Below are 21,551 nucleotides of genomic sequence, written 5' to 3' on the forward strand. Positions count from 1 at the left end.
CCCCTCTGGACGGCGAAAATGCGGGTTGTTATACGCCCCTCAGTTCCGGCGTAGCTCAGCGGTAGAGCAGTTGACTGTTAATCAATTGGTCGTAGGTTCGATCCCTACCGCCGGAGCCAAATTTCCACCAATAATTCAACACCTTGCAGAGTGTTCACTCATCTTTGAGATGACCGGATCGCGCCATTTGGCAACCTAGTTTGAGAAAATGGTTTGCGACATAATTTGGTAGGGAAACCAGACTTGCTTGCTCACCCTGCCATCAAGGGTCTGTTTTTCAGACATTTTTCAGGAATGACCGCCTTAAGACCAATCGATTCGAGCTCAACCGGTTGCGTCGGACGCAAAGCTGAAGCTCGCTGCCCCTTTTCGTGGGCCTGGGCACGTTGAGAGTTGGCCTTGTTCTTTGGCCGGAATGACGGATCGCCGTGCGGGTGGCCGCCATACTTCCCCTTGCTCAATTGCCCTACCTGACGCAAACTTGCATGTGGAAGAGGGATGTCTGTTTCACTGCCTGGTTGGTTGGAAAACGGACCAGCGCGGCAACATTCGTTGGAAGGAGTGTGTCATGCCATCCAAGACCGCAGGTTCCACGCCACCGGACAATCTGACGCCGCAGAATCAGGCCATACCCAAGGTGAACAAGGTGACTGCGGCTGATATCGCCACGTCGCTGAAGGCCGGGTTTTCCGACTTTCTGGCGCGCCCCTTCATGAGTGGTTTTTTCGGCCTGTTTTATGCTGTTTTCGGAATCCTGCTTGTTTGGAGCCTGGTCTGGCTCGGTAAGATCTGGATGATCATTCCTGCCATTGTTGGCTTTCCGCTGGTCGCGCCTTTCGCCGCCGCCGGTTTATATGAGATGTCGCGCCGGTTGCAGAAAGGCGAGAGCTTCGGCTGGTCTGAAATCCTCACCGTCATGGCCAATCAACGCAAGCGCGAGCTGGGCTGGATGGCCTTTGTTACACTGTTCATTTTCTGGGTGTGGATTTACCAAATACGGCTTTGGCTGGCGATCATCCTGCAGAACGCGTCCTTCTCGGATTTTGAAGGGTTTCTGAACATCGTGTTCTTCACTCCCCAGGGCTGGACTTTCCTTGCAGTTGGCACCTGCGTCGGCGCGTTTCTGTCGGCTGTTCTGTTCGCTGTGACCGTTGTTGCCATGCCTATGCTGCTGGACCGGGAAACCAATTTCGTTTCCGCAATGTTGACATCCATTCGCGTCGTCACGGAAAACCCGGTGGTCATGCTCAGCTGGGCCGCGATCATCTCGGTCACGATGCTGTTGTCGATGGTCCCGGCGTTTCTGGGCCTGATCTTTATCTTGCCGATCCTAGGCCACGCCACCTGGCACCTCTATCAGCGCGCCGTATCACCAGCCGAGGGATGATCTATCCGGCGCCCGCCGTCGAATCCGAGGACGGACGGAGTAGCCGGGCCGTCAAGGCGCCGGCTAGGCAATAATTGACGGGTGTTTTGCTAAGTCCTCTTCAGGCTCAACGATGCCTCCGACTGCACCAATCAAAGAAGTTGGCTTCGAGCAGCTACAGGTTTTGAAGGGGCTTGTGCCCGCCTCCCCAAAAATCGTCTTTTTCGTCTGGACGTCCGCATTGCCTGTTGATACACGCGGCTCAGTTCCGGCGTAGCTCAGCGGTAGAGCAGTTGACTGTTAATCAATTGGTCGTAGGTTCGATCCCTACCGCCGGAGCCAATTTTACCTTTGCATGCTCAATCTGGTGCGTTCCAACGCCCTCGGCTCAATTAATCTGCGCCGCTTCTCTGTTGTTACCGGATAGGTTCAGAAACTCCAGCAAACCTTTCTCCTGCGCGGCCCATCGGATTAGGCTCAAACTGCCGATCTCTGATAGGTGATTGTTGTCGCGGTACAAGTGTTCTCCGGTTTTTCGATCGAAATAGCGGCAACTTGCATCATCGCAAAAATACTGCACCGGCAGCAGCGCCAATACCCCATCGGTTGCACCATATTCCGAAAAAACGCCATCGGTAAATGCCGCGCGCTCCTGAACTTGTTCGGGTGACAGCTTGTAACACCGATCCTCGGGTTCGGATGCGACCATCCCCGGAAACAGGCTTTGGCACTGAGGTATATTCGCGCCCGGAGATGGGACCTGCGAAAATATCACGACACGCTTGCCTGCGTTTAACAATTTGGAAACGGTAGACTCCAAAGATGTTCTGAACAAGCGGCGTAACTCTTGTATGCTGGGCCCGACTTCGCGCGGTTCCGATATCAGACCATCCTGAAAGGAATAGTCGTTCGGTATGTGTTCGACCAAAGGGTACCAACGCGCGGATAGTATCACGACGTCATATTCCGGTTTCAACGCAAGCCTCTGCTTTTTAGGAATATTCTGCAGACAGCTTTTTTCGCGAGATTTCCGTTGCTTTTCTCCGTCGAAAAAGCGCGAAACGCCAAAAAGTGGAGGGCATGCGGGCAATCTTGCAAGATCGACGACTGCACCCCGACTGGCGATTTCTTCGACAAATCCTGTCAGTAGGTGGTAGGCATGACTGTCGCCTAATAACAGTATTCTTTGAGTTGCAGGTTTGTCAGTTGGTTCCACCCGTATGATCCTGCGCCCGGGCTCTCCGGGATATCGCACTTTGCTGGTGATCACATTGGTTACACGACTTTCTGCAGGCAACAGGGCGCCCGGTGGAGTGGACAGAAACAACAAATATGTCGCGACGCAAATCACCGCTCCGACACTTGCCATGGACGCAAGAAAGGGAGTGTTTCCGAACCTTATGCCCTGATCGACCGGCTGGCGGAACTTTTCTTCGACAAAATAGTAGCTGAATGCAGCCAGCGCGATGGAAATGGGAAAGAAAGCAAGCTGCAGCCAAAGCGTCGGCTGGGACGGCAAGCGGTAGGCAAAGTAAACCTGTACCGGCCAATGAAATAGATACAGTGAGTAGCTGATCAACCCCAGCCAGACCACTGGGCGAAGACATAGCAACTTGCCAACGATGCCGCTGGCCCCGAACGCTATTACCAGCACAGTTCCCAGGACCGGCACAAGGCTCAGCAGCCCTGGCAGTTCGGTTTCTTCAGTCATTAAAACGAACGAGAGGAAGATCATGAAAAGGCCGGCTAACGCAAAATAACCTTTGCGCTGGTCAGACAGATTGAATTCCCTTGCATACGGGGACAAGGGCGCAAGGACAACTGCCAGCAATGCGCCCGCCAACAGTTCAAATGCACGCGAAGGCAACAAGTAGTAGGCAGCGTTGGGATCGTAGTTAACGGTGACCTGCGCAATCAGAACGCCGATGGCAAAAAGTGTAACCAGGACTCCTTCCCCAAAGCGCCGCGCCCACAACACCACCAACAGTATTGTCGGCCAGATCAGGTAGAACTGCTCTTCCACACTGAGAGACCACATATGTAGCAGGGGTTTGAACTCTGCCGCCGTGTCGAAGTAACCGACCTCTCTATAAAACCCTATGTTCGCGACGGATAGAATTGAAAGTGGGATGGATCTTAAAAAACTGCTCAGATCCGCTGCACCCAAGATCGGAAAAAAAAGCACGAAACACACGCTGATCAGAAATAACGCAGCGGGTAACAGCCTGCGTAATCTGCGAATGTAAAACCGGCGATAGCTAAACGTTCCCGTGCGACCTTTTTCCTGAATGATCAGCCGTGTGATCAGGTAGCCGCTGATGACAAAGAATACATCAACGCCCAGATATCCGCCGGGCATCCCTGGAATACCGAAGTGAGCAAAAAGAACGCCCAAAACCGCAACAGCACGCAAACCGTCGATATGTCTGAAATATTGACCTTGCCCTCTCACGGGACCCCTCGCTTTATTGACCACCCTGCATTGCCGGACCTTTCTTCCGTCCGATCACAGCCTGCAAAACACGAGATTCTTCCCGCGACGTGCCGTCGGCCTACGCCACTCTGGTATAAGGCACAAGGTTCTGGCCCAACCACTCCAAGGTCATTCTGACCCGGTCAGAACGCCTTCAAAATCCGCCCGCAAGTTGCGTTTCAGGACTTTTCCGGTGGCGTTCAGCGGCAGGGCGTCGATGAAAACCACTTTGTCCGGCACCTGCCAATTGGCGATCTTGCCGTCGAAGAACGCCAGCAGCTCTTCCTCGGTCGGATTTTCTCCCTCAGCCTTGACCGCAACCAGAATTGGCCGTTCGTCCCATTTGGGATGCGGCACGCCGACAACAGCGGCCGTCGCCAGTTTGGGGTGCGCGACGGCGATGTTTTCCAATTCCACCGAGCTGATCCATTCCCCACCGGACTTGATGATGTCTTTTGAACGGTCGCGGATGGTCATGTACCCATCCGCGTCCAGAGTGGCGACATCCCCGGTTGCGAACCAGCCATCCTGCAACAGGCCCTGATCCTGCATCTGGAAATAGCTGTCCAGAACCCAGTAGCCGCGCACCATCAGGTCGCCCTGCGTTTCACCGTCATGGGGCAGATCGCTGCCGGCATCGTCAACGATCTTCAACTGTACACCGTAACAGGGGCGGCCCTGGCTTTCCCGCAGCCTGTGCTGCTCGTCCTTGGGCAGGGTCAGGTGTTTGGCCAGCGGGTGATTGGCCGTACCCAGGGGGCTCATTTCGCTCATGCCCCAGGCATGGACGGTATCGACGCCATAGGTTTCCCGGAACGTCTCGATCATCGACGGCGGACAGGCTGCCCCGCCGATTACAGTACGCTCAAGGCTTGCCAGCTTGCTGCCGGATTGTGCGGCATAAGCCAGCAACCCCTGCCAAATTGTGGGAACCCCCATCGCCAGTGTCACCCCATAGGTGTCGATCAGATTTACCAGCGCCTCGCCGTGCAGGTCCGGCCCCGGCAACACCATGCGCGATCCGGACATGGCGCAGGCATAAGGCGAACCCCACGCATTCACATGGAACATCGGAACCACCGGCAGCACCACGTCCATGGCGGAAAACCCGATCACATCGCGGGTATTCGACGCGAAGCTGTGCAGGACGGTCGACCGATGGGAATAGAGCACGCCCTTGGGATTGCCGGTTGTGCCCGAAGTGTAGCAAAGGCTAGAGGCGGTGTTTTCATCAAAGCCGGGCCATTGGAATCCGGGGTCTCCGGTCTCGATCAATTCGTCGTAGAACTGGACGCCGGGTATCTGGGAAATGGCGTCCTCGTTCCGGGCGCCCATCAGGACGAAATGCTGAACTTCGGTCAGGTGTTCCTTCAGCGGAGCCACCAAGGGGATGAAGGTGGCGTCAAAGAACAGGACCCGGTCCTGCGCGTGGTTGATGATATAGGTCAGCTGTTCGGGAAACAGACGCGGATTGACCGTATGACACACGAAACCCGCCCCCGAGGCGGCATAATAGATCTCAAGGTGTCGGCGGTTGTTCCAGGCCAGCGTTCCGATCCGGGCCTGCGGTTCCAGCCCCAGCCGTGACAACGCGGAAGCCAGTTTCCGGGCGTTTTCCGCAATCCGCGACCAGTTGGTTTCCGTCACCGAGCCATCGGTTTCGACCGAAATGATCTCGGTCTGGCCATGATATTGATCGGCGTGTTCAATCAGCGACGAGATCAGCAAAGGCTGCGCCATCATCTGTCCCAGCATGGACATCCTCCCTATGGCGGCGCGGCTTCAGCTTGGCCACACCTGTTCTTTGCACGAAATCCCGAAGGCACCGGCCCGGTTCAGGTTTCGTGGCGTTTCCTCATATGGAACCCTGCCAATCATTTAATTGTCTGACAATAAGAGAATGCGGCCTGCCGCGGCGGCAGGCCCGTTTTTGCGCGGTACCTAGCCCCGGTGGCGCATCGCGTAGGCGACCAGCGCGGCGGTTGACCCGTCCTTGCCGTCAGCGCTGATCTCTCCGTCCACGATGGGGCCCAGCGAGGTCGCAAGCTCTTTGCCCAGTTCAACACCCCACTGGTCGAACGAGTTGATCCCCAGGAGCACCCCTTCGACAAAGACCCGGTGTTCATACAGGGCAACGATCTGGCCCAGAACAAACGGCGTCAGCTTTGGATAGATCAGGGTCGAGGACGGCCGATTGCCCGGAAATACGCGGTGACGCGCCTGTCGCTCTAGCTCATCGCCCTGAAGGCCCTTGTCGGCCATGCGCCGCCGCGCTTCGTCCAGCGAACGCCCCCGCATCAATGCCTCGGATTGAGCCAGACAATTGGCCAGCAACAGCCGCTGGTGGTGCGTAAGCTCGGGTTCGTGTCCTTCGGCGGCAACCATGAATTCACAGGGGATTACGTCAGTGCCCTGGTGGATCAACTGATAAAAGGCGTGCTGCCCATTGGTGCCGGGCTCGCCCCACACAACCGGGCCAGAGGGGACGCTCAGCGAACTGCCGTCCATGGCGACGGATTTTCCATTCGATTCCATCTCAAGCTGCTGGAAATAGGCCGGCAGGCGCAGCAACCGTTGATCATAAGGCAGAACCGCGCGGCTGGCATGGCCCAGAACCTGACGATGCCAGACACCGACCAGAGCCAGCATAACCGGCATATTCTCGGCCCAGTCGGCGGCCTGGAAATGCACGTCCATCGCCTGACCACCCCGCAGGAACGCGTCAAACGCGTTCGAGCCGACCGCGATCATGACCGGCAGACCCACCGGCCCCCAGACCGAATAACGCCCGCCGACCCAATCGGCGAACCCGAAAACACGGTTTTCGGGGATACCGAAGGCCTGCGTTTTGGCCAGCGCGCTGGACACGGCGGCGAATTGCTTTGCCGGGTCCCCACCGCCATCCGTCATCCATGCCCGCGCCGTGCGGGCGTTGGTCATGGTTTCGATGGTCGTAAAGGTCTTGGACGCAACGATGATCAGCGTCCGCGTCGGATCAAGCTGGCGCAGCGTGTCCGCGATATGCGCCCCGTCCACGTTGGACACATAGTGCAGCCTGGGCCCGTCGTGATACGGGGCCAGCGCATGCGTGGCCATCACCGGGCCCAGATCGGACCCGCCGATGCCGATATTCACCACGTCGGTGAAACTGCCCCCTGCCCCGGTCACCGCACCGCCGCGCACTTCTTCGGCGAAGACCCGCATCCGTTGCAGCGTGTCGAGGACGTCGGGCATGACGTCCAGACCATCAACCTCGACAGGACCTCCGTCCAGATTGCGCAGCGCGGTGTGCAATACTGCACGGTCTTCTGTTTCGTTGATCCTTGCGCCCGAAAACATCGCCTCGCGGCGCTCGGCCAGACCGGCCTGATCGCACAGGTCGATCAGGGCGTTCCTGACATCGGTGTCGATCTGCGTTTTCGAGTAATCAAACAACAGGTCGCCGGTCGATGCCGAAAACCCCGCTGCCCGGTCTGTGTCGGATTCGAACAATTCCAGGATGGTCCTGTCGTCGCGGTCTGTGGCCAGCGCATTGAGTTTATCCAGTTGCATCTTCGTTACTCCGCCCAGTGGACTGTCATGCCGCTCAGCACTGCTGCGATCGGGGCATCTTCCGGCGGCAGTGACATTGCGCGTTCAAGGGCGTCGCGCTTGGCGCTGCCATAGATGATCAGGTGTTTCGACAACGCACCGTCCAGCACGGGCGCGGTCAGGGTGATACGCGGTTCGGGCTGAACATCTGTACGCGCCACGGCCAAGGGGCGCGCGTGGCTGTCCAGCGCATCCTCAAGCCCGTCCATGCCAGGAAACAGCGAGGCCGTATGCATGTCTTCGCCCATCCCCAGCACAAGAACCGACAAGGGCCGGATTGGAGCGATCAGGCTTTCGATCTCGGGCAGAACCTCTTCGGGTTCCTTGCCGGGCACGTACAGCGGAATGTACTGCGCCACCGAGGCGCGATTGGTCAGCAGGCGCGCGCGGATCAGACGCTCGTTCGAACGCTCATGATCCCCCGGCACGCATCGCTCGTCCGTGGGCAGAACCCGCACCCGATCCCATTCCAGATCCGCCGCGCACAGCCCGTCGAAAACCGGACCCGGCGTCGTGCCGCCCGGCACCGCAAACGAGACCACGTCATGGTGCAGCAGCGCCGACTCAAGCTCTCCGGCCAGCGCGTTCGCGACGTCGATGGCCAGCATGTCCCGGTCGGCATATTCCTGAATATTCATGGGTTTATTCCTTGCCAGCGGCGACCGTCCCGTTTCATCAGCAGCTCGGCGTCGCCCGGTCCTGTGCTGCCGCTTTCATAAGGTTTGGGCACGTCGCCTCGCGCCTGCCAGCCTGCGATGATCGGATCGGTCCAGGCCCATGCGGCCTCGACCTCATCCCCCCGCATGAACAGGGTCTGATTGCCCCTTATAACATCCATCACCAACCGCTCATAAGCGCCCGGCGGGTCCTGATTTTCCGGCCCCAGCGCTTCGGCAAAGCTCATGTCCAGCGGCACGTCGACCAGCCGCATGCCGCCCGGGCCCGGCTCTTTGATGGTCACTTTCAGGGTAATGCCTTCGTTCGGTTGCAGACGGATGGATAACGCGTTGGCGTGCCGCCCTGCGTCCGCGCCAAAGATCGAATGCGGCGCGTCTTTGAACAGCACGTTGATCACGGAGGACCGGGCCACCAACCGCTTGCCGGTGCGCAGATAGAACGGCGTGCCCGCCCAACGCCAGTTGCTGACATGCGCCCGCAGGGCGACATAGCTTTCCGTCGTCGATCGCGGCTTGCCCACAACCTGCCGATAACCCGGCCCGCTGGGTCCGCCTTCGAACTGACCGCGCACGATGTGGTGCGGTTCGACTGGATCCAGCGCACGAATGACTTTGAGCTTTTCGTCACGGACCGCGTCGGGGTCGAACTTGGCCGGAGGCTCCATCGCGATCAGACACAGCAGCTGCATCAGGTGGTTCTGCATCATGTCGCGCATCGCACCTGCGTGATCATAATATTCTTCGCGCCCGTCGATGCCTACGGATTCAGCAACCGTGATCTGGATATGGTCGACATATTGGCTGTTCCATAGCGGTTCAAACAGCATGTTCCCAAACCGGACCGCCATCAGGTTCTGAACCGTTTCCTTGCCCAGATAGTGGTCGATCCGGTAAATTTGACCTTCTGAAAAATGCGCCGCCAGAGTGGCGTTCAGTGCCCGCGCGCTGTCGAGGTCATGCCCAAAGGGCTTTTCGACCACAACCCTTGTTTGTGTCGTCGCCAGACCCTGGGACTTGATTTGTTCGGCCAGCGCCCCGAACAGTTGCGGGCCCACGGAAAAATAGAAGGCCCGGACGCGCCCGGCAATCAGCTTTCCGGCAAGCTGGTCCCAGCCGGCACCCGACAACGCATCCAGTGGAACGTAGTCAACCCGTTGCAGAAACGCGCCAAGCGCATCGGCGTCCTGACTGGCAGTGGGCATGTGGCTGCGCATGGATTCGGCGACCATGTCACGAAAGTCGTCCCGGCTGTATTCAGCCCTCGCCGCACCGATGATCTGGGCGTCCTCGGGCCATTGACCTGCACAAAAACGTCGGAACAGCGCCGGAAGAATCTTGCGCTGCGCAAGATCGCCGGTACCGCCGAAAATGACCAGATCGAACGGATCAACTGGGATTACACGAGAAACCATGCGTTTTCCTTACCTTGCCCCCGGGGTCATGTCCAATGTTAGCGCAATCAATCAAGCGGATTTCCCCTCATCAAAACTCTGTCAGTTCCCGGGCTGCGCCCTTAACTATCCCGCGGTGAAGGGCTAAGTCGGTGTGTAGACTTCAAAGAACCGGATACGGGAATGAAAGACAACGCCCCTCAAAGCGCCAATATTGGCAAGTTTCAGAACAAATTGGTGACAGCAGACGGGCAAACGCGGGCCTCCGTGTCGCTCAGCAACCCGCAGACGCTTTGGTTTAATACCGGAACCCTGTGCAATATCGAATGCGTCAATTGCTATATCGCCAGCAGCCCGACCAACGATGCGCTTGTCTATATAACGGCAGACGAGGTGCGGGATTATCTGGATCAGATTGAGGAACGCAACTGGCCCGTGCGCGAGATTGGGTTCACCGGGGGCGAACCCTTTATGAACCCCGAGATGATCGACATGACACGCGCAGCGCTGGAACGCGGGTATGAGGTTCTGATCCTGACCAACGCGATGCGGCCGATGATGCGCCGCGGGATGCGCGAGGGTCTGCTTGGCCTGTTGCGCGACTTTGGTCACAGGCTGACATTGCGGGTTTCTGTGGATCACTTTCGCCCGGACCTGCATGATGAAGAACGCGGCAAGGGCAGCTTTGACAAGACGATCGCGGGGATGGAATGGCTGCGCGACAACGGGTTCAAAATGGCCGTTGCCGGGCGCACCCTCTGGGGTGACAGCGAAGCCGAGAGCCGCGCCGGATATGCCGCCTTTTATGTCCGGCATGACTTTGACATCGACGCGCAGAATCCGGGTGAGACGGTATTGTTCCCCGAGATGGACGAAACCGTCGAGGTTCCGGAAATCACCACCGCATGCTGGGGTATCCTGAACAAATCCCCAAACGCGGTGATGTGCGCCAGCGCCCGCATGGTCGTCAAACGCAAAGGCGCGGAACGCCCTGCCGTTCTGGCCTGCACACTGCTGCCTTATGAGCCAGAGTTTGAGATGGGCCATTCACTGGCCGAGGCCGAAGCGGATGTGCATCTGAACCATCCGCACTGCGCCAAGTTCTGCGTTCTGGGCGGGGCCAGTTGTTCGGGCTGATCAGTTCAACTCGGGCGATTTCCAGAATTTCGTACCGGACGCCCCGGCCGCAACCCGCCAGCCTTTCTTGCTGAGTGCAAAAAAGGACCGGCCGTCGGTGAAGTGAACGGTGTCGCCGGTGCTGTCGTCACCATACATGGCCCCGGTTTCCGCCGTTGCATCATAACCGTGGTCTATGAACGCCTGCAGATCGGCGGGCGTTTCGAACAGGATCACGAATTTGGTCTCGAACCCGCCAATGCCGACGGCCGCACCGACACCACCTGATCCCATGTTCATATAGGTATGCTGGCCGGTGTCTTTCGAAACCGCTACGCCGCGCCCATAGCCCGCCGAAACCGGAAACACCGTCACCTTGCGCGAGTTGAATACCGCGTAACCCGCGCTTGTTTCATAAAGCGCCTGTGCATCGAGGTTTTCGGCAAAAAGCTGTGCCAGAACGTCGTCAGCCATGACGTCCAGCTTGGCTCGTGTTTCCTCGGGCGTGGCTTCGTTGGTCACCAGATCGGTCGTGGATGCGATGGTGTCATCAACCGCGCTTGCGCCCTTCTGGACGGTATCGCCCACGGTCTCGGCCCCGCGCCCGATGGCATCGGCGGTGTTTTCCGCACCCTTCTTGATTTTGTCCAAAACGCCTTCGGCGAAAACAGGTCCGCTCAGGACTAAAGCGGTGGTTAAGATCAGGATTTTGTGCATCGCGCGATTCCGTGTGTGACCGAAGGCTTGGCGCCACACTACATCACGCGGCCCGAAAAATAACGCACGTCAAACGATTGCAGTCCGGATTTTCAGTTTACCCGGAACTCACCCACAACATTGCGCCATTCGCCGGGTGCAATCATTTTGCGGTGTGTAAACCGAACCGAATGCAGCGGCCCTTCAATCTCGCGCTGCCAGAAGTCGATGAAATCAAACAGTTTTGGATGATCCGGTGCCAGATCGTAATCCTGCCAAATGAATGTGTTGAGTACGTGAATATAGTCGGGCATGTGATAGAAGAATTCCGCCGTCGTCAGCCCATACCCCTTGAGCATTAATTCCGTTTCGCTTTGCTCCATGCAGACCTCCAATTTCTTGCAAGGTCTCTTCAGCATAGCACGAAAACCACCTAACCCTTAGTTAACAATATGTTACTCTGATGTTACCGGGGTTTTTCGCAGGTGAAATGGTTGCTTGCTTGCACCTTATGTGCCGGGTCTGATAAGGTGCATCCACAAGATATAGACCCAGAACAATACACGGGCAGTTTACGTGAGCGATACGCCAGAAATCCCCGAAAACATGGACGAAACCTCGCCCGAGCGCCCCGCTTATGACGGTCCGACGGTGTCCATCGAATCCGAGATGCGCACCTCCTATCTGGACTATGCCATGTCGGTCATCGTCAGCCGCGCGATCCCCGATCTGCGCGACGGGTTGAAACCAGTGCACCGGCGCATCCTGTATGCGATGCACGAGACGGGGAATACCCATGACAAGTCGTACCGCAAATCGGCCCGTCCGGTTGGCGATGTTATGGGTAAATACCACCCGCATGGCGACAGCGCGATCTATGACGCGCTGGTGCGGATGGCGCAGGATTTTTCGATGTCGCTGCCGCTGCTGGATGGTCAGGGCAACTTTGGTTCGATGGACGGCGATAACCCGGCCGCCATGCGTTATACCGAAGTGCGGATGGACAAGCCCGCCGCCTCGCTGCTGGCCGATATCGAGAAAGAGACGGTCGATTTTCAGGACAATTACGACGGTAAGGACAAAGAGCCGACTGTCCTGCCCGCCCGCTTCCCGAACATGCTGGTCAATGGTGCCGGCGGTATCGCTGTCGGCATGGCGACCAACATCCCGCCGCACAATCTGGGCGAAGTGGTCGATGCCACGCTGGCGCTGATCGACGATCCTGACCTGACGTCCGAGCAGCTGATCGAATACGTCCCCGGCCCCGATTTCCCGACCGGAGGTGTGATGCTGGGCCGGTCCGGTGCGCGCAAGGCGTATCTGGAGGGCCGCGGCAGTGTCATCATCCGTGCCAAGACACGGGTCGAGGAACTGCGCAAAGACCGCTACGCCATCGTCGTGGACGAAATCCCCTATCAGGTGAACAAGGCCGCGATGATCGAAAAGATCGCCGAAGCGGTCCGCGAGAAACGTATCGAAGGCGTGGCGCATGTGCAGGACGAATCCGACCGCAACGGTGTACGTGTTGTGGTCGAACTGAAGCGTGACGCGACGCCCGAAGTGGTGCTGAACCAGCTTTATCGTTTCTCGCCGATGCAGACCTCGTTCGGTTGCAACATGCTGGCGCTGAACGGTGGCCGGCCCGAGCAGCTGACCCTGCGCCGCTTCCTGACCTCGTTCATCGACTTCCGTGAGGATGTCGTCGCCCGCCGCACCGCTTATGATCTGCGCAAGGCGCGCGAACGCAGCCATATCCTCTGTGGTCTGGCCGTTGCGGTCTCGAACGTCGACGAAGTGGTCGCGACGATCCGGTCGTCGGCAGATGCCGCCGAGGCGCGCGAAAAGCTGATGACCCGCCGCTGGCCTGCTGCCGAGATCGAGGGCTATCTGCGCCTGATCGACGATCCTCTGTCCAAGATGAACGACGATGGCACTTATAACCTGACCGAAGTTCAGGCCCGCGCAATCCTCGAACTGCGTCTGCAACGTCTGACCCAACTGGGCGTCAAGGAAGTCACGGACGAGTTGGAAAGCCTGGCCGCCAAGATCAAGGAATACCTGGATATTCTGTCCTCGCGTGAACGCATCATGTCGATCATCGCCGAGGAGTTGCGCGACGTCCGCGAACAATTCGCCGTGGACCGCCGCACCGAGATTGTCGACTGGTCTGGCGACATGGAAGACGAGGACCTGATCGAGCGTGAAGACATGGTCGTGACGGTCACCTCTGGCGGTTACATCAAGCGCACGCCACTGGCCGATTTCCGGGCGCAGAAGCGCGGCGGCAAGGGTCTGTCTGGGATGCAGACCAAAGAAGAGGATGTGGTTACCAACCTCTTCGTGGCAAACACCCACACGCAGCTCTTGTTCTTCACCACCGAAGGCATGGTCTACAAGCTCAAGACATGGCGCCTGCCCCAATCCAGCCGCACCGGCAAGGGCAAGGCCATTGTGAACATCCTGCCGATCCCGACTGGTGTTTCGATCGCCGCGATCATGCCGGTCGATGTGCCGGATGAAGAATGGGAAAACCTGCAGATCGTCTTTGCCACCAGCGCCGGCGATGTGCGCCGCAACCGTCTGTCGGACTTCACCAATGTTCGCCGCAACGGCAAGATCGCGATGAAGCTGCCCGAGGATGTGGAACTGGTAAACGCGCGCATCTGCTCTGAGGATGAAGATGTGATGTTGGTCACCAATTCGGGCCGGGCGATCCGCTTCCGCACCACGGATGTCCGCGTCTTCAACTCGCGCGAATCCACCGGCGTTCGGGGGATCAGGCTGACCAATGGTGACCGCGTGGTGTCGATGTCTGTGATCCGCCATTTCGAAGCCGGACCGGACGAACGCGCGGCCTATCTGAAAATGCGCCGCCTGATGGCCGGTGTCACGGATGAGGCCGAAGGGGACGAGGAAGAAGGCAATGCCGACAGCGTGTTGCCGCAGGAGCGCTACGCCGAAATGTCCGCTGCCGAGAACCTGATCCTGACCATCACGAAGGGCGGTGCCGGTAAGCTCAGCTCCAGCCACGACTACCCTGTGCGCGGGCGCGGCGGGATGGGCGTCGCGGCCATGGACAAGGCGATGCGCGGCGGTGAACTTGTGGCTTCGTTCCCGGTTGAGATCGACGACCAGATCATGCTGGCCACCTCCAAAGGCCAGTCGATCCGGGTGCCGGTCGACGGTATCTCATTCCGCTCACGCAGCGCGGGTGGCGTACGTGTCTTCAACACCGGCAAGGGCGAAGAAGTTGTCAGCGTTGCCTGGATCGCGGATCAGGGCGACGAAGAAGCCGAAGAATAACAAAGCACTACAGAAGTGTAACAAAGCGCCCGCTCTGCGGGCGTTTTGCCGTTCCGGATCACGTTCCCGCCACCGCTCCGGCGGACAGGCTTGCCCGAAACCCGCCACGTGCCTAACTTTTTTTCATGTGGTCATTTGCCCATATACGCCCTGCCTACAGCCGTTCAGAACGTATAAGTGACGGCATCGTTCATGTACTTGGCGTGTTCTCGGCGGCGATTGCCGTTCCCATGCTGATCATCATGACAGTCTTTTACCGCTCTGACCCCGCAGCAGTATTGGGCGCAACGATCTATGGCGTGACGCTGGTTCTGATGCTGACCTTCTCGGCGCTGTACAACATGATTGAGGATGACGAATGGGGCGAATTTCTGCGTCGCCTCGATCATTCGGGTATCTACATAAAAATCGCCGGAACCTACACGCCCTTCGTGCTTCTTTCGGCCTCACAGTCGCTGGGTTTGTTGCTTGGTTTGTGGTTTTCTGCAACGCTGGGCTCGGTCCTGAAGATGATCGACCCGAACCGGTTCCGCTGGTTCGGATTGGCGCTTTACCTGCTGATGGGTTGGGCAGCTGTGTGGGCTGGTCAGTCCATGTTGGCCGAACTCTCGCCTGTCACATTGACGCTGATGTTCGCCGGGGGCCTCATCTACACCGCAGGCGTGATCTTCTACCTGTTAGAGTGGCTGCCCTATCACAATACAATCTGGCATGTGTTCGTTCTGGCCGGAAGCGGCCTGTTCTTTGCCGCCGTCGCCCTGCGTATCGAGATGTTGCCGTCAGGCCCCGCCTGAGGCCAAGCCTGTGCCCGACGAATAAGGTTCAAAGCCCGTACAGCGCCCCGAACTTGTCCTCCAGATACGCCAACAGGGGTTCCGGCCCCGGCTCCATTCCGCTGGCGCGCGTGATGGTTTCGCGCGGCGTGAAAAGGCCACCGTACTGCTGCACGGTCTCGCGCAGCCAACCCGTTGCGCCCGAAGTGTCCCCTTGGGCCAATTGCCCTTCCAGTTCCGGTACGGCGGCCCGCAGTGCCTGATAGAGACACCCTGCATAGACGTTGCCCAATGAATAGGTCGGGAAATAGCCGAACAGGCCAACCGACCAGTGCACATCCTGAAGGCACCCGTTTGACGGTTTATCGACCGCATAGCCGAAATCAGCCTCAAAGCGGTCGTTCCACGCGGCCTCAAGATCACTGACCTGAAGATCACCGGACATCAGGGCACGTTCCAGATCAAAACGCAGCATGATGTGCAGGTTGTATTGCACCTCGTCCGCCTCAGTCCGGATATAGCCGTTATGGACGGCGTTGACAGTGGCGTAAAAAGTATCCGCATCCGCGACGCCGAAATCGCCAAACACATCCGTCATCTGATCATACAGCCAGCCGGTAAAGGCACGGGACCGGCCAATCTGATTTTCGTAGATCCGGCTTTGGCTTTCATGCACGCCCATCGACACGCCGCTGCCCAGCGGTGTCAGGGTGTAAGACGGGTCGATCCCCTGTTCATAGGCCGCGTGTCCGACCTCGTGAATGGTCGAGTAAAAACAGTTGAACGGGTCTGTTTCGCTGGTGCGGGTGGTGATCCGCACGTCCAGCCCGCTGCCCGAGCTGAACGGGTGCACCGCCTTGTCCACGCGCCCCGTATTCAGGTCATAGCCAAAGGTGGTGGCCAGCTTCTGCGACAGGCGCATCTGCGCCAGCTCGTCAAATGTACCCGTCAGTGCTTTGGGCGCGGCCCGATCAAGAACAGCGGCCCGCAAGGCCACCAAACGCGGGCGCATCTGGTCGAATATCGCGGCGATCTGGCTGCCGGTGGTATAGGGTTCATAATCTTCGACCATGGCGTCATAGACGTCGCCACCCTGCGCCAGCGCCGCGCCTTCTTCCCGTTTCAGGGCAACGACCTCTTGCAGAACGGGCAGAAAGGCGGCCACGTCCTCGTCCGCGCGGGCCTCCGCCCAGGTGCCCTGCGCGGCGGAGGTTACGCGCGCAATGGCCTTGGCCAGATCGGCGGGCACTTTGACGGTCCGCTCATACGAGCGGCGGATTTCACGGATCTGAGCCCGCCCGACCTCGTCCTGCGGGTCTGCTTTTTCCAGCCACTCAGCCACACGCGGATCGGACCGGCGGGCGTGAAGAACCGCCTCGATCGCGGCCATTTCCTCGGCCCGCTGCGGGGCGGCTCCGCGCGGCATCACGGTTTCCTGGTCCCAGCCCAGCCGCCCGGCTATCTGTCCCAGCGCCGAGGTTTCGCGTTGGAACGCCATCAGGTCGTCAAAAGCTGTCATCGGGGTCAGGCTCCGCGGATCGAAGTTGCGATTGGGTATGCGGTCAGGAACCGTGCGCGCAGGATCGACGTCCAGACGACAACGGCCATGAACTGGTGCAGAATGGCAATCTGCCAGGGGGCGGCGTAGACCACGGTGACGATACCGATGACCACCTGCAACGACAGCGCCGCAAAGGCCGCGTTGAAGGCAAAGCGGGTCTGCGGATGGGCGCTGGTGCTGCCGCGACGCCAGACAACGACACCAAAAGCAAACAGCAGGTAGCCCGCGCAGCGATGGATGAACTGCACCAATCCCGGGCTCTCAAAGAAATTGCGCCACATCGGTTCCAGCATGGTGGCATCGGGCGGCAGAATCTGCCCGCCGATCAGGGGCCAGTCGGTATAGGACCGCCCGGCATCTATCCCCGCCACCAGCGCACCGATCAGAATCTGAAGAAAGGCGAAATGCATCAACCCGGTCGACAGCGAGAACAACCTGGCCTCTTTTGCGCGCCGCGCCTGCATCAGGTCACGCTCTTCCCGGCCCAGTTCAAAGATGTACCACGCAAGGAAACCGAGGATCACGAAGGCCAGCCCCAGATGTACGGCCAGACGGTAACTGGCCACGGCCGTCATCCCCTCGCCCTGCGTCACGCCCGACGCGACCATCCACCAGCCGACGGCACCCTGTACGCCGCCCAGAATACCGGGGATCAACAGCTTGCCGGTCCAGCCCGTCGGGATTTTGCGTGCCACAAGGAACCCGAAGAACCCGATCGCCCAGACCAGACCGATCACCCGGCCCAGTTGGCGGTGGCCCCATTCCCACCAGTAGATAAATTGGAAATCACTCAACTCCATCCATTGGTTCTGAATGCGCCACTGGTCAATCTCTTTGTACTTGTCGAACTCGGCCTGCCAATCGGCTTCGGTCATCGGCGGGATGGCCCCGGTGATCGGACGCCATTCGGTGATCGACAAGCCGCTGTCGGTCAGGCGGGTCAGCCCACCCACGGCGATCATCACCACGACCAGCGCAAACAGGATCATCAGCCACACACGAATGGCACCCCGCGCGCCGCCCCGGCCCCGGTCGATCATGCCCGGCTGCACCGCCTTTTGTTTTTCCGTGTCCGAGACTTCTTCGAAGATGCTGCGCTTGCCGCTCATGCTGTCCTCATGTCCTGAATTTCGTCGCAAGCTAGGGCCAAGGGGGGCTGAGGTCCAGCCTCAGCCCTTGTCCTTCCAGCGGACCATCTGCCGCATGATCCCGTGCAGCATCTGAACGTCCGCCCGCGTCATCCGCATCCGCGACCACAGGTTGCGAAGATTGGTCTTCATTCCTTCGGCCTTTTCGGGCGGGTAGAAGAACCCGGCCTCGTCCAACCGGTCCTCGTAATGTTCGACCAGCTTTTCGACCTCGATGCCCGTTGCCCAGTCGCCCTTGCCCAGATCGGTGGCCTCGTGCACCACATCCCCGGTCTGGCGCATCCACTCATAGGCGGTCAGCAACACGCATTGCCCAAGGTTCAGCGAGGCATATTCCGGATTCACCGGCACCGAGATGATGGCGTTGGCCTTGGCGATGTCCTCATTCTCAAGCCCCGCGCGTTCCGGCCCGAACAGGACCGAGACCTTCTCGCCAGCCGCTACCTTTTCGGACGCAATCTGCATGGCCCGTTCCGGGCTGTAGACCGGTTTGGTCAGCCCGCGCTGCCGCGCCGTGGTGGCAAAGACAAAAGTGCTGTCCGCCAGTGCTCCGGCCAGATCATCGAACAGCTGCGCCTCATCCAGCAGCCGCCCGGCCCCGCTGGACATCGCCACGGCCCTGGGGTTCGGCCAGCCATCACGCGGCGCCACGATCCGCATCCGGTCCAGCCCGAAATTCCACATCGCCCGCGCGGCGGCACCGATGTTTTCGCCCATCTGCGGGCGCACGAGCACGAAAGAAGGCTGGGATTTGTCGCTGGGCATGGCTGTCTCCGAAAACTGCGCCTGCTCTAATCGGCACGCATGCGCAGGGCAAGGCGTAGCCGCCGCAATTCCGCCGCGACGGGCCATAAAAGTTTGCTTCCCCGCCGCAATCCGCTAAACCGCGCAAAAGACTGAAAGCGAAGGACGCGCCAATGGACACCCCCGAGCAGCCGCAGATTTACCTGATCACCCCGCCGACGATCTCGCTGAGCACTTTTCCCGAACAATTGGGCCGCGTGCTGGACGGGGCGGACATTGCCTGTATCCGGCTGGCGCTGGCGGGCTGTGACGAGGACACCATCGCCCGCGCAGCCGACGCCTGCCGCGAGGTGGCCCATGCGCGCGATGTGGCGCTGGTGATCTCGAACCATGTTCTGCTGGCGCAACGTCTGGGGTTGGACGGGGTGCATCTGGACGATGCGGCACGCTCGGTCCGTGCGGCGCGCAAGGAACTGGGGGCCGACGCCATCGTCGGCAGTTTTTGCGGCGTCTCCAGCCATGACGGTATGACTGCTGGTGAGGCGGGCGCAGATTACGTTTCCTTCGGCCCGGTCGGCGCGTCCGATCTGGGCGACGGTAGCACAGCCGAACGCAACCTGTTCCAGTGGTGGTCCGAAATGATCGAGGTTCCGGTCGTGGCCGAAGGCGGGCTGACACCGGACCTGATCCGCGATCTTGCGCCCTGCACCGATTTTTTCGGTATTGGGAACGAAATCTGGGCGCAGGATGATCCTCTGGCCGCGCTGACGGCGCTGACCGCCGCCCTGCGCTGACCCGTCCGCGCGATACCCCTTGCGCCTGCGCCGGGGCTGCGGCATGACGACGACATGACTCAGAACAGCGAAATCCTGTGTATCGGCTCGGTCCTCTGGGACGTGATCGGGCGATCTGCCAGTGCCATGCGTCAGGGATCGGACGTGCCGGGGCGGATCACCCGCCTGCCCGGCGGTGTGGCCATGAACATTGCCATGACGCTGGTGCGGTTCGGCATGACCCCCACCCTGCTGACGGCCATCGGCCGCGACCCCGAGGGCGACGAGTTGGTCAACGCCTGCGCCCGGCTTGGGATGTTGACGGATCACATTTACCGTTCGCAGGACCTGCCGACCGACCGCTATATGGCCGTCGAGGGGGCCAACGGCCTGATTGCAGCCATCGCCGACGCGCATTCGCTTGAAGCCGCCGGCGCCAAGATACTGCGCCCGCTGATGCAGGGACCGCTTGGGTATGACAATGCGCCGTTCGAGGGGCCGATTGCGCTGGACGGCAACCTGACGCTGACGCTGCTGGAAGAAATCGCCCAAAGCCCCGCCTTTGCCCGCGCCGATCTGCGCGTCGCCCCGGCCTCGCCGGGTAAGGCTGAACGACTGCTGCCGTTTCTGAAACACGCCCGCGCGACGCTTTATGTGAACCTCGAAGAAGCCGGTATCCTGTGCCAGCGAGAGTTCAGGGACTCGGAAAGCGCGGCCAGGGGCCTGCTGGATCGCGGCGCGCTGCGGGTTCTGGTCACCGATGGCGGCAACTCTGCCACCGTCGGTAACGCAGACGAAATTCTGACGCAGACACCCCCATCCGTTCTGGTCACCCGCGTGACCGGCGCGGGAGATACCTTCATGGCCGCCCACATTGCCTCAGAGGCAGGTGGCGCGCCCAGCGACGAGGCGCTGACCCGCGCCCTGCACGCTGCTGCAACTTATGTTTCCGGAGAAACCCCACTGTGATCGACATCCAATACTCTGCCGAAGTTCGCGCCGCCAAAGAGGCCGGCAAACCCATCGTTGCGCTGGAAAGCACCATCATCACCCACGGGATGCCCTACCCCCAGAACATCGAAGTTGCTGCACAGGTCGAACAGGACATTCGCGATGCCGGGGCCGTTCCCGCAACCATGGCCGTGATCAAGGGTAAACTGCATGTGGGTCTGGAACCGGATGAACTGCAGTCGCTGGGACAGGCGCAGGGCGTCGCCAAAATATCCCGCGCGGATATGGCGGTCTGCATGGCGTCTGGCGGAACCGGCGCGACAACCGTTGCCGCGACCATGATCGCCGCCCGCTATGCCGGGATCGAAGTCTTTGCCACCGGCGGTATCGGCGGCGTGCATCAGGGGGCTGAAACCTCGTTCGACATTTCGGCGGACCTGCATGAACTGGCCCAGACCCCTGTGACGGTCGTGGCCGCCGGAGCCAAGGCCATCCTCGATCTGGCCAAAACGCTTGAGGTTCTGGAAACACTGGGTGTTCCGGTCATCGCGCACGGTCAGGACGAGTTTCCGGCATTCTGGTCGGCGAAATCGCCCTTTGCCGCACCGCTGCGGATGGACAGCGCCGAAGACATTGCCCGGGCCCACGCCACCCGCCGCGCGCTTGGTCTGCCCGGCGGTCAACTGGTCGCCAACCCGATCCCGGCGGCAGATCAGATCCCGGCCGAGGAACTGGCCCCCATCATCGCCTCGGCCCAATCCGACGCAGATGCGCACCGCATCACCGGCAAGGGCGTCACCCCTTACCTGCTGCAACGGATTTACGAACAGACCGAGGGCCGCTCGCTGATCGCCAATATTGCGCTGGTGCGCAACAACGCCCGGTTGGCGGCAGGCATTGCGCGCGCCCTGTCCCAGGGAACCGAATGACATAAAGCTATTGTACCAAGGCCCCGGACTGCTTAACTAAATCCGCAAACCACTCAGGA

General features: G+C 59.8%; 17 protein-coding genes and 2 tRNA genes. 9 read left to right on the top strand and 10 right to left on the bottom strand.

The window, feature by feature from the left end:
• Window positions 1-44: 44 nt before the first annotated feature.
• From ACXAC3_RS13565 to ACXAC3_RS13575, 3 genes are all read left to right on the top strand, one after another.
• Window positions 45-119 (top strand) — tRNA-Asn (locus ACXAC3_RS13565).
• 449 nt (window positions 120-568) lie between these two features.
• Entirely contained in the window at window positions 569-1,387 is an 819-nt protein-coding gene (locus ACXAC3_RS13570; RefSeq protein ID WP_475161031.1) for a DUF2189 domain-containing protein, read from the top strand.
• 246 nt (window positions 1,388-1,633) lie between these two features.
• Window positions 1,634-1,708 (top strand) — tRNA-Asn (locus ACXAC3_RS13575).
• A gap of 46 nt (window positions 1,709-1,754) precedes the next feature.
• On the opposite strand, the gene ACXAC3_RS13580 is transcribed toward ACXAC3_RS13575, so the two are convergent.
• The 5 genes from ACXAC3_RS13580 to zwf form a co-directional block, all read right to left on the bottom strand.
• A complete protein-coding gene (locus tag ACXAC3_RS13580; protein ID WP_475161032.1) occupies window positions 1,755-3,818 on the bottom strand; it encodes an acyltransferase family protein in 2,064 nt (687 codons plus the stop codon).
• Between the two features lie 150 nt (window positions 3,819-3,968).
• A complete protein-coding gene (locus tag ACXAC3_RS13585) occupies window positions 3,969-5,594 on the bottom strand; it encodes a long-chain-fatty-acid--CoA ligase (RefSeq protein WP_475161033.1) in 1,626 nt (541 codons plus the stop codon).
• Between the two features lie 186 nt (window positions 5,595-5,780).
• Window positions 5,781-7,391, bottom strand: a complete 1,611-nt coding sequence (pgi, locus tag ACXAC3_RS13590) for a glucose-6-phosphate isomerase (protein WP_475161034.1) — start codon at window positions 7,389-7,391, stop codon at window positions 5,781-5,783.
• 5 nt (window positions 7,392-7,396) lie between these two features.
• Complete coding sequence (pgl, locus tag ACXAC3_RS13595) at window positions 7,397-8,068, bottom strand: 6-phosphogluconolactonase (RefSeq protein WP_475161035.1); 672 nt, start codon at window positions 8,066-8,068, stop codon at window positions 7,397-7,399.
• Window positions 8,065-9,519: a glucose-6-phosphate dehydrogenase gene (gene zwf, locus ACXAC3_RS13600; RefSeq protein WP_475161037.1), complete on the bottom strand. Its 1,455-nt coding sequence runs from the start codon at window positions 9,517-9,519 to the stop codon at window positions 8,065-8,067. Before zwf ends, pgl begins: the two co-directional genes overlap by 4 nt.
• A gap of 162 nt (window positions 9,520-9,681) precedes the next feature.
• On the opposite strand from zwf, the gene ACXAC3_RS13605 reads away from it, so the two are divergent.
• Entirely contained in the window at window positions 9,682-10,635 is a 954-nt protein-coding gene (locus tag ACXAC3_RS13605) for a radical SAM protein (protein ID WP_475161039.1), read from the top strand.
• Here ACXAC3_RS13605 and ACXAC3_RS13610 read toward each other — a convergent pair whose 3' ends face one another.
• Window positions 10,636-11,265 (bottom strand): lipid-binding SYLF domain-containing protein, encoded by a 630-nt coding sequence (locus ACXAC3_RS13610; protein WP_475161041.1) that lies wholly within the window; start codon window positions 11,263-11,265, stop codon window positions 10,636-10,638.
• A gap of 158 nt (window positions 11,266-11,423) precedes the next feature.
• On the bottom strand, window positions 11,424-11,693 hold the full coding sequence (locus ACXAC3_RS13615; protein WP_170481731.1) for an usg protein: 270 nt from the start codon (window positions 11,691-11,693) through the stop codon (window positions 11,424-11,426).
• 193 nt (window positions 11,694-11,886) lie between these two features.
• Here ACXAC3_RS13615 and gyrA point away from each other — a divergent pair, with 193 nt between their 5' ends.
• Together gyrA and trhA are read left to right on the top strand one after the other, a co-directional pair.
• Entirely contained in the window at window positions 11,887-14,613 is a 2,727-nt protein-coding gene (gene gyrA, locus ACXAC3_RS13620; RefSeq protein ID WP_475161044.1) for a DNA gyrase subunit A, read from the top strand.
• 125 nt (window positions 14,614-14,738) lie between these two features.
• On the top strand, window positions 14,739-15,407 hold the full coding sequence (trhA, locus tag ACXAC3_RS13625) for a PAQR family membrane homeostasis protein TrhA (RefSeq protein WP_475161046.1): 669 nt from the start codon (window positions 14,739-14,741) through the stop codon (window positions 15,405-15,407).
• 28 nt (window positions 15,408-15,435) lie between these two features.
• Here trhA and ACXAC3_RS13630 read toward each other — a convergent pair whose 3' ends face one another.
• Genes ACXAC3_RS13630 through ACXAC3_RS13640 form a run of 3 tightly spaced genes read right to left on the bottom strand, consistent with a single transcriptional unit; the run spans window position 15,436 to window position 18,860 of the window.
• A complete protein-coding gene (locus ACXAC3_RS13630) occupies window positions 15,436-16,905 on the bottom strand; it encodes a carboxypeptidase M32 (RefSeq protein WP_475161048.1) in 1,470 nt (489 codons plus the stop codon).
• A 5-nt stretch (window positions 16,906-16,910) separates the two neighbouring features.
• Window positions 16,911-18,056 (bottom strand): heme A synthase, encoded by a 1,146-nt coding sequence (gene ctaA, locus ACXAC3_RS13635; RefSeq protein WP_475161052.1) that lies wholly within the window; start codon window positions 18,054-18,056, stop codon window positions 16,911-16,913.
• A gap of 60 nt (window positions 18,057-18,116) precedes the next feature.
• Window positions 18,117-18,860: an RNA methyltransferase gene (locus ACXAC3_RS13640; RefSeq protein WP_475161055.1), complete on the bottom strand. Its 744-nt coding sequence runs from the start codon at window positions 18,858-18,860 to the stop codon at window positions 18,117-18,119.
• Window positions 18,861-19,012: 152 nt separating this feature from the next.
• Here ACXAC3_RS13640 and ACXAC3_RS13645 point away from each other — a divergent pair, with 152 nt between their 5' ends.
• From ACXAC3_RS13645 to ACXAC3_RS13655, 3 genes are read left to right on the top strand one after another with little or no spacing between them, the layout of a single operon-like run.
• Window positions 19,013-19,633 (top strand): thiamine phosphate synthase, encoded by a 621-nt coding sequence (locus tag ACXAC3_RS13645; protein WP_475161060.1) that lies wholly within the window; start codon window positions 19,013-19,015, stop codon window positions 19,631-19,633.
• Window positions 19,634-19,687: 54 nt separating this feature from the next.
• Window positions 19,688-20,581, top strand: coding sequence for a PfkB family carbohydrate kinase (locus ACXAC3_RS13650; protein ID WP_475161063.1), 894 nt, complete (start codon window positions 19,688-19,690; stop codon window positions 20,579-20,581).
• Window positions 20,578-21,492, top strand: coding sequence for a pseudouridine-5'-phosphate glycosidase (locus ACXAC3_RS13655; RefSeq protein ID WP_475161068.1), 915 nt, complete (start codon window positions 20,578-20,580; stop codon window positions 21,490-21,492). The genes ACXAC3_RS13650 and ACXAC3_RS13655 overlap by 4 nt, the downstream gene beginning before the upstream one ends.
• The last annotated feature ends 59 nt before the right edge of the window (window positions 21,493-21,551 follow it).

The sequence above is a fragment of the Ruegeria sp. ABV4_181 genome (assembly GCF_056158465.1).

Coding starts and splice junctions, on each gene's coding strand:
- ACXAC3_RS13570 (WP_475161031.1), top strand. CDS start 569: ATGCCATCCAAGACCGCAGGTTCCACGCCACCGGACAATCTGACGCCG.
- ACXAC3_RS13585 (WP_475161033.1), bottom strand. CDS start 5,594: ATGCTGGGACAGATGATGGCGCAGCCTTTGCTGATCTCGTCGCTGATT.
- pgi (WP_475161034.1), bottom strand. CDS start 7,391: ATGCAACTGGATAAACTCAATGCGCTGGCCACAGACCGCGACGACAGG.
- pgl (WP_475161035.1), bottom strand. CDS start 8,068: ATGAATATTCAGGAATATGCCGACCGGGACATGCTGGCCATCGACGTC.
- zwf (WP_475161037.1), bottom strand. CDS start 9,519: ATGGTTTCTCGTGTAATCCCAGTTGATCCGTTCGATCTGGTCATTTTC.
- ACXAC3_RS13605 (WP_475161039.1), top strand. CDS start 9,682: ATGAAAGACAACGCCCCTCAAAGCGCCAATATTGGCAAGTTTCAGAAC.
- ACXAC3_RS13615 (WP_170481731.1), bottom strand. CDS start 11,693: ATGGAGCAAAGCGAAACGGAATTAATGCTCAAGGGGTATGGGCTGACG.
- trhA (WP_475161046.1), top strand. CDS start 14,739: ATGTGGTCATTTGCCCATATACGCCCTGCCTACAGCCGTTCAGAACGT.
- ACXAC3_RS13630 (WP_475161048.1), bottom strand. CDS start 16,905: ATGACAGCTTTTGACGACCTGATGGCGTTCCAACGCGAAACCTCGGCG.
- ctaA (WP_475161052.1), bottom strand. CDS start 18,056: ATGAGCGGCAAGCGCAGCATCTTCGAAGAAGTCTCGGACACGGAAAAA.
- ACXAC3_RS13640 (WP_475161055.1), bottom strand. CDS start 18,860: ATGCCCAGCGACAAATCCCAGCCTTCTTTCGTGCTCGTGCGCCCGCAG.
- ACXAC3_RS13645 (WP_475161060.1), top strand. CDS start 19,013: ATGGACACCCCCGAGCAGCCGCAGATTTACCTGATCACCCCGCCGACG.
- ACXAC3_RS13650 (WP_475161063.1), top strand. CDS start 19,688: ATGACTCAGAACAGCGAAATCCTGTGTATCGGCTCGGTCCTCTGGGAC.